Raw genomic sequence first — 1,420 nt, forward strand, 5'->3', positions numbered from 1 at the left:
CGCCGAGTAGCGGGTACGCCGGAAGCCGGTATCACCCTGAACGAACGACGAGACCGCGCCGTGCACGTAGCGCACGGGCTGCCCACCCTGCCAGATCGTGAGCAAGCCGTTGCGATCGAGTATCTGTCCAAAGTCGATGGCCGGATTGGCATTGGCCAGTTCGACCTCCAGGCGAAAGGTCTCGGACAACCCCTCGCGCAGCGTGAATTCGACGACCTCGAACGACTCTTCACCGGCAGTAAAGGTTAAATGCAAATGAGACGGTTGTAACATCGTGATGGATCTCCGGATCCAGAAACACACTCCGGTGCGTGTTTCCACTCGTCGACCTACCACGCGTGTGCAGTACTCAACGGACTGACTGCATGCAATGACGAGCGACGTGATCTTGCGATCGGGCAACCCATGACGCATACGAATACGCGCTGGATGTCCCAACGCAAGAGGTTCGCCAACGAGACATCTCGTGTCCATGAGACATATTCGAAATTTCGAGGTTAAATTTCTCCTTGACGATGTAAATCAACACTGATTTGCCTATCGCCCTCACTCCACCAACATTGCTGGAGGTAATGGACACAACCTTCCACCACGGTAATGGATGTCCCTGCGCCCGAAATGGCCGCTCGTCAACAAGCCTCCCGATCAACCGCCCGAATCGCTTAAACTGCACGCCCGGTCTCCCATCACCCTCTACCCATGCGCCTTCACCGGCCGTTTGCCGCTTGCGTCGACGCTGCGCCGCGCAGCCTGCGCGCGCTGCTTGCGTTCACCGTCCTCGCCGCCTCCACCGCACATGGCGCCGCGCCGACCAACACGACCGACGATCCGTGCGGCAAAGTCGACACCGGCTACACACTCGACGACAGCATCCGCAGCGCGTTCGGCTCGACCCAACCGGTCACCGCCTGCATCGACGTGCTGCGCGGGCAGCCCGACGGCCCGCGGCGCCTGCGCATCTTCGTCGACGGCAAGCGCGTACTCACGAACGACTCGATCGCGATGGGGCCGGGCGACGGCGGCATGATGGGCGATCCGTACCAGCCGCTCGACATCCGCCATGGTTCGCTGCTGGTGCGGAATAACGGCGGCAGTTCGATGCGCTGGGGCGAAACCTGGCGCGTGACGACGCGCAACGGCCAATGGATCGTCGCGGGATGGGATGAGGACAGTTGGGACTTCCGCTGGGACGGCAGCGGCAGCACCGAATCCCATACGAGCGTCAATGCATTGACGGGAGAGGTGCACGACAGCAATGCGCCGATCCCTGGCGACGCAACGCCCGCGAAACGCGCCGTCCGCCGCACCTGCAAGCTGCCCGACGCATGGCGCAACCCGGCCGTCGCGCAGATCGCAGCGATACGCGACCGAAGCTGGCGTTGCGACGCGAAGCTCGCAAAGCCGATACACCCCGGGGAAT

The 1,420-nt window shown here is 62.4% G+C and carries 2 protein-coding genes; one reads left to right on the plus strand and one right to left on the minus strand.

Annotated elements, in window-relative coordinates:
- A partial coding sequence (locus tag JYJ84_RS36675; RefSeq protein WP_275890776.1) for a contractile injection system protein, VgrG/Pvc8 family occupies positions 1-273 on the minus strand: 273 nt, incomplete at its 3' end.
- A gap of 426 nt (positions 274-699) precedes the next feature.
- Here JYJ84_RS36675 and JYJ84_RS36680 point away from each other — a divergent pair.
- On the plus strand, positions 700-1,420 hold a 721-nt coding region (locus tag JYJ84_RS36680; protein WP_175223398.1), incomplete at its 3' end, for a hypothetical protein.

This window comes from Burkholderia sp. LMG 13014 (genome assembly GCF_905232215.1).
Classification (GTDB): Bacteria; Pseudomonadota; Gammaproteobacteria; order Burkholderiales; family Burkholderiaceae; genus Burkholderia.